At 51.7% G+C, this 7,087-nt stretch carries 4 protein-coding genes; 1 reads left to right on the forward strand and 3 read right to left on the reverse strand.

The annotated features are described in order from the left end of the window. Positions 1–49 precede the first annotated feature (49 nt). Positions 50–1,465 (reverse strand): asparagine--tRNA ligase, encoded by a 1,416-nt coding sequence (asnS, locus tag E1189_RS10895; RefSeq protein WP_155160261.1) that lies wholly within the window; start codon positions 1,463–1,465, stop codon positions 50–52. A gap of 183 nt (positions 1,466–1,648) precedes the next feature. Next, positions 1,649–2,584: a D-2-hydroxyacid dehydrogenase gene (locus E1189_RS10900; RefSeq protein WP_155160263.1), complete on the reverse strand. Its 936-nt coding sequence runs from the start codon at positions 2,582–2,584 to the stop codon at positions 1,649–1,651. Positions 2,585–2,729: 145 nt separating this feature from the next. On the opposite strand from E1189_RS10900, the gene E1189_RS10905 reads away from it, so the two are divergent. Beyond that, positions 2,730–3,782, forward strand: coding sequence for an acyltransferase (locus tag E1189_RS10905; RefSeq protein WP_155160265.1), 1,053 nt, complete (start codon positions 2,730–2,732; stop codon positions 3,780–3,782). A gap of 54 nt (positions 3,783–3,836) precedes the next feature. On the opposite strand, the gene E1189_RS10910 is transcribed toward E1189_RS10905, so the two are convergent. Then, positions 3,837–6,644 (reverse strand): M16 family metallopeptidase, encoded by a 2,808-nt coding sequence (locus E1189_RS10910; protein WP_155160267.1) that lies wholly within the window; start codon positions 6,642–6,644, stop codon positions 3,837–3,839. Between the last annotated feature and the right edge of the window lie 443 nt (positions 6,645–7,087).

Consider the following 7,087-nt stretch of genomic DNA (forward strand, 5'->3'; position numbering starts at 1 on the left):
AATCGACACAGAAAAACGGCCCGGCTTGTTAGCTGGGCCGTTTTTGTGTTTAGAACGAAGCGTTACGAGGTGTACGAGGGAATGGGATCAGTTCACGAATGTTCTGAACGCCGGTCAGATAACCCAGCAGGCGTTCGAAACCAAGGCCAAAACCTGCGTGAGGCACGGTGCCATAACGACGCAGGTCACGGTACCAGCCGTAGTCTTCCGTGTTCATATCTTGAGCGGCAAGACGCTCGTCCAGCACGCTCAGACGCTCTTCACGCTGGCTGCCGCCGATGATCTCACCAATGCCGGGAGCGAGAACGTCCATAGCTGCAACGGTCTTGCCGTCTTCGTTCATACGCATGTAGAACGGCTTGATGCTGGCCGGGTAATCAGTCACAACGATTGGGCCGTTCACATACTCTTCTGCCAGGAAGCGCTCGTGTTCAGACTGCATATCGATGCCCCATTCAACGGGGAACTCGAACGTCTTGCCAGACTTCAGCAGTACGTCGATACACTCGGTGTAAGTCATGCGGGTGAAGCTGGATTCAGAGAGTTGCTGCACACGTTCGATGCAGCCTTTGTCTACACGCTGGTTGAAGAAGGCCATGTCGTCGCCGCGACGCTCCAGCACATCTCTGCACACGCTCTTGAGCATGTCTTCAGCCAGATTCGCCACATCGTTCAGGTCGGCGAAGGCCACTTCCGGCTCAACCATCCAGAACTCCGCCAGATGACGGCTGGTGTTGGAGTTTTCTGCACGGAAGGTCGGGCCAAAGGTGTAAACCTTGCTCAGTGCGCAAGCCAGAGCTTCTGCGTTCAGCTGGCCGGATACGGTCAGAAACGCCTGTTTGCCGAAGAAGTCTTCGTTGAAGTCCACTTCGCCCTTGTCTGTGCGAGGCAGGTTATTCAGGTCCAGAGTGGACACGCGGAACATTTCACCAGCGCCCTCACAGTCAGACGCAGTGATCAGTGGAGTGCTGGCCCACAGGAACCCTTCACGGTCAAAGAAGTTGTGAATGCTGTTGGCTGCGGTGTGACGAATACGGTTCACCGCACCGATGATATTGGTGCGTGGGCGCAGATGAGCGTGCTCACGGAGGTGCTCCATAGAGTGACGCTTAGGCTGCATGGCGTAGGTTTCAGGGTCTTCAACCCAGCCTAGCACTTCCACCGATGTGGCCTTGACTTCCCAGTCCTGACCTTTGGCTGGAGATTCAACCAGCACCCCCTTTACTCGCACAGAGCAGGAGGCTGTCAGCTTCTGGATTTCATCTTCGTAATTGGGCAGATTGTTTTCTGCAATCACCTGAATAGGGTCAAAGCAGCTGCCATCATGCACGGCCAGGAAGGACATGCCGGCTTTGGAATCCCGGCGGGTACGAATCCAGCCGCACAGTTCAATTTCCTGCTCTTGTAAAGATTGGCCTTTTGGCTTTTGGCCGGCCAGCAGATCGACGATCGGGGTATGGCTCATTAGCTACAGTCGTTGTTTGAATCGATAAGGAGTGATTATAAGTTGGCCGGGGCGAGATGACAGCTCCGACCCATAAATAAAAGTGAACCGTGCCAGTGTTTCAGGGTTGTGGGAAATAACAATCAGGGTTGGCCGCAGTCAGGGGCAGAAAGCCCCTTTTGAAGTTGCAATAAACTGGAGAGGTTACGCGTCAGCCATAAAACGAAGAAGGTTACCCGCTGCCAGATCTATCACCCGCCCCCGAGACTCTTTTGCCATCCAGGCAGTATGCGGTGTGACAATCAAGTTTGGGATACTGGGTTCCAGCAGCGGGTTACCATTGACAGGCGGCTCCTCTGTAAGAACATCAAAGCCGGCCCCTCCGATGCCTCCTGCTTTGAGTGCTGCTACCAGGGCCTGTTCATCCACTAAGCCGCCACGGGCTGTGTTAATCAGCAGGGCATGTGGTTTCATCAGGGCAAGTTGCTCTTTGCCAATCATATTACGGGTTCGTTCTGTCAGCGGGCAGTGCAGAGATACCACATCAGCAGCTTTTAAGCCTTCTTCCAAAGACACTTTTCCTTCGTGGGATGAAGTGGATCCGGGCACTTGGGCAATCAACAGATTCATACCAAAAGCTTTCGCCAGCCGAGCTACGGAACGGCCAAGTTCTCCGTAACCGATAATCAATATGTTCTTTCCAGACAGTTCCATAATGGGTTTATCCATTACGCAGAACATATCGCTTTTGGCCCAGGAGCCGTCTGTGCTTAATTGGTGATAGTGAGGCAGAGCTGTAGCCAGAGATAGCATCATAGCCAGTGCATGCTGGGCAACACTGGCTGTGCCGTAAGCGGTGACGTTCGTAACAGTTATGCCATGTTCCTTGGCGGCTGTGATATCGACGTTGTTTGTGCCAGTAGCCAGAACCCCGATGTATTTTAATGAGGGTGCCTGTTCCATCAGGGCGCGATCAATGACCACTTTATTGGTAAGAACAATATCGGCACCGGCAATGCGTTCGAGGGTCTGTTCGAGCTGCGTGGTGTCGTGTACCACCCAGTCAAGATTGATATTAAGGAAAGGAGTGATTTCAAGATCATCTCCCAGAGTGGCTCTGTCAAGAATAACTGCCCGCATAGTGTTCCCGCTCAATTCTGGGTAAATGAAGCTAGTGTAAATGGGCTGCTCTATCTTTGTAACAACAGGCTTTGAGAGAAAGCGAAAGTTATATTCTGTTGTACACTCACTCCTCTTCAGAGAGCAGAGTTGAGGTTGTGTAGTAATGGGGGAGCGAACCACATCGGGAGAATCTACTGAGAACGATTACTTTTATATTGAACTTCTGCGGGCTGTGGCGGCTTTTGCGGTTGTTGTTATTCATACTCTGGGGCCTTACCGGCACTGGATTGGGCAGATCCCTGATTACGACTGGCTATCGGCTATCAGCCTGAATGTTGGGAGCCGCTGGGCAGTGCCTGTGTTTATTATGATTACCGGCGCTTTAATGTTACCGGATAAACGGCGCTTTAATCTCCACTACTATTTCTCCCGGCGGGTCAGTAAGGTTTTGATTCCGTTTCTGGTATGGTCGGTGATTTATGCTTTTCTGGCCGGTGTGGTATGGAGCTCTCATGGAGTCAGATTTGATCTCTTCATAACGTTGCGAGTGCTTGATGGTTTGCCCTATGAAGAAACCTGGGAACATCTGGGGTTTTATTATTATTTCATTCCGCTTTATCTGGTGATTCCGTTCCTTACGCCATGGGTTCAGCAACTTTCGGATGATCAGTTACGAATGTTGGTGTTGGCGTGGATGGTGCTGACGCTTTTCTATCTATTGCAGATTCAGTCTCACTGGATGATCGGTACTGTCATGTATGGTGGTTATTTACCCTTGGGTTATGCGCTGACGCGTATGCCTCTCGAAAAGCAGCAGCGTATAGGCGTGTATAGTGGTGCCCTGTTTGCTGTAGCTGCTGGAGTGTATGGCATATGGGAAATTTCTTCTGCAGCTGGCAACTATGCTCCGGGCTTATATACCTCCTATAAAACTCTGAATACTGTGATTGTGGCGATGGCCGTATTTGTTCTGTGTTTTCAGTGTGCTGAGAAGATACAGGGGAGATGCCGCAAGGTGATACGTTTTGTAGGGCAGCACAGTTTGGGACTGTATTTGATTCATCCACTGGTTCTCTGGCCTGTGCAGAATTTAGGCTTTTTCCCCGGATTTACTCTGATTTCCATTCCGTTAATGGCGATGGCGGTGACTGCTGTCACGTTGTTTATTGTGTGGTGGTTACGGCTCAGCCGTGCGACAGCGTGGATGGTGCCCTAGAAAAACAGGCTGCCGAAGCAGCCTGTGTTCACTCAGTTAACACCTGCTTTACTGCTACTTTACAGGGTTACCTTCACGATCCAGAACTGTGATATCACCCAGATTGAGCTCTTCAATCTGTGGGCGGATCTTTTTCAGGTCCCCAGCAATAATCCACGTGAACGCATCGGGCTTGAGATACTCATTCGCCATTTTACGCACCTTGGGCAACTTCACCGCCTGAACGCGCTCGGCATAGTTGTATAGGTAGCTTTCTGGCAGATCGAACTCCACAAGGCTGCTGATGGAGCCGAGCAGGGCACCGTTGGTTTCGTAGCTGCCAGGCAGCTTACGGGTACGGTTGCGCTCAACCAGGCTCAGCTCTTTCTCCGTGGCAGGCTGGTCGCCCAAAAACTGCCTGTACTCCTTGATAATCTCCGCAACGGCCGGACCGGTTTTGTCCGCTTGAACAGAGGTGCTCACCATATAGGGGCGCTGGCCCACTGCACTTTTGGCATAACTATGTGCACCATAAGCCCAGCCTTTGTCCTCTCGCAGGTTCATGTTGACCCGAGAGGTGAAATCGCCACCAATCATATCGTTCATCATGTTGAAGGCCAGAGTGTTTTTGTCCTTGCTCGGCATCACCAGCTGGCTGCCAACAATGACCGACTGGCCAGCCGCAGGATAATCAATCAGGAACACGCGGCTCTGCCTGGGGTTATTGACTTTGGCAATGGTTTTACCTGGCAGTGCTGTTGCTGGCGCATGCCAGTGAGACAGCACCTTCTCCAGCTTGGGTTCGAGTTGATCCATGGTGATGTCGCCGGTGACAATCAGTGTTGCATTGTCAGGGCGTAACCATGTTCTCCAGAAGTTAACCATGTCATCACGGCTAATGGCATCCACGGAAGCCATATCGCCACTGCCACTCCAGGGTGTGTCGTAAGCGTGGCCTTTACCGTAAATCAGACGAGGCAGTATTCGACGAATAATGCCATTGGGGGCGGCGGTTTCCTGGTTTATGCCATCTTTTATCTGACTGCGCAGGCGCTGGATGTCATCTTCCTCAAAAGCGGGATTGGTTAACACATCTGCCAGAATATCCAACGTAGGATCAAGGCTGACTGTGAGGGAGTCGAGGTACAGGCTGGAGGTATCCAGATCATTACTCGCACTCAAGCCAGAGCCGAGGTGCTCCAATTCAGAGGCAATCTGCAGGTTATTGCGAGTAGTGGTGCCTTCATCCAACATTGCCATAGTAAAACCAGGCAGGCCGGGTTTGCCCATGCGAGCGGCAAAACCAGCGTTGAATTGCAGTTCCATCTCTACAACCGGGGTTTGTGGGCGGCTGGCCAGAATCACTTTTAAACCGTTAGACAGTGTCGTATGTTGCAGCTCTGGCAGTTGCAGCTTAACGATATCACCCGCTTCAGGAACCTTGCTTCTGTCTGCGCCTTTTGCCCCATGACTGTACTGTGGGAATGGGGTGATTTCCAGAATGTAAGCGCCGCTGTTTAACCAGCGATCAGATGTTTTGCGCACTGATTCGGGCGTGGCTTCCTGCATCATCTTAAAGCTTTCCCGATAGAAACCAGGGTTGCCATACATCACTTCACCACGAGCCAGAATATCTGACTTACCACCAAAGCCGCCAATGCGTTCGGTGCCCCGCACAAAACTGGCAGATTGACTGAAGCGGATACGGTTCAGCTCTTCTTGAGTTGGGCCTTCTTTCAGAAACGTGCTCAGCTCTTCGTCTACAACCTTTTCGATCTTTTCCAGAGGCACGCCAGGCTTGGCGTCCACAGAAATCATGACTTGCCCGGCCAGCAGGCGGTCGTACAGAAAGGCACCGGCGCTGGTGGCTATTTGATCTTCAATCACCAGTCGTTTGTACAGACGGCTGTTCTTGCCACCCCCCAAAATATCAGTAGCAAGGGAGAGGTACTCTGCGTCGCGGGTGCCGCTTTGGGCTACGTTCCATACTTTCATCAGACGGGATTGAGGCACGCGATCCTGCATCTTGTCACGCTTGTCTTCGGTGCGCCTGGCAACCCAGGTTTCCAGCTTGTTCAGCGGTTTGCCCGCAGGAATATCGCCGAAGTACTTCTCGACCTTTTCCCGCGCGGTTTTCACATCAATGTCGCCGGACAGAACCAGTACGGCGTTAGATGGGCCGTAGTAGGTGTCAAACCAATCCTTCACATGATCCAGACTGGCGGCATCCAGATCTTCCACATAGCCGATGGTTGGCCAGGAATAAGGGTGGCCTTTGGGGAAGGTCTGTTCGGCAAGGCGCGTCCAGACTTTGCCGTAAGGGCGGTTTTCACCCTGACGTTTTTCATTCTTTACAACAGCGCGCTGCTCATCGAGGGCTGCCTGGCTGATAGCACCTTCAAAGTGGCCCATGCGATCGGATTCCATCCACAGTGCCATATCGAGGGCGGGGGTGGGAACCGTCTGGAAGTAGTTGGTGCGGTCTGTGCTGGTGGTGCCATTTTGGTCGGTTACACCGGCTTTCTTGAACGGCGTGAAGTATTCACCTTTATAGTTTTCGGAACCCTGGAACATCAGGTGTTCAAACAGGTGAGCGAAACCGCGCTGGCCAACGGATTCATCTTTGGAGCCTACTTTGTACCAGACATTTACCGCAACAATCGGCGCTTTGTGATCTTCGTTCACAATCACGGTGAGGCCGTTATCAAGAGTAAATTTCTGATAGGGAATTTTAACGTCCGGTAACGTTTGTACCTGCTGGCTTGAAGCATTTGTTATTGGGGTGGTTGCAGAACAGCCGGTAAGAAGAGCAGTTCCAATGGCCAGGGCCAGAGCAGCTCCTTTCAAGCGCAGGCGCCTGGACGTACGGTATGTCGTGATCATAGTAATGCTTAGGGAATCCTTGGCAGATTTAGTCGTTGAGCTTATCACAGCTATGGACAACTGCTATGCAAAAAAGTTCCCATGCATTGTCGTGTATTATCAGATGTGCGGTACTTACAGATTGGTTAAATGCCGATGCCCCGAGCCATTGCTTTCGTATAGTCTGGCGGCGTCTTTCTCCGCCCTTACTACGTCATCCCCACGGAGGCGGGGATCTGCTGTCCGTGGTGGATTCCCACCAGATCTGCTGTAAGGCTCGCAACAGCCGGGGATTATCGTCCCGTGATTTTGGGGGAATGTTTTCGGACAGGCACTAACTTAAATGTTAGAAATCAAGTGAACTATGGTGAACAAAGATACTCTAACTTGTTACTTAAGAATCAGGGATAGGGACTTATCGATGCTCACTAATAACACCAATACAGTCGATGTAAGAACAGTAT

The organism is Parendozoicomonas verongulae, assembly GCF_009711465.1.
GTDB classification, from domain to species: domain Bacteria; phylum Pseudomonadota; class Gammaproteobacteria; order Pseudomonadales; family Endozoicomonadaceae; genus Sansalvadorimonas; species Sansalvadorimonas verongulae.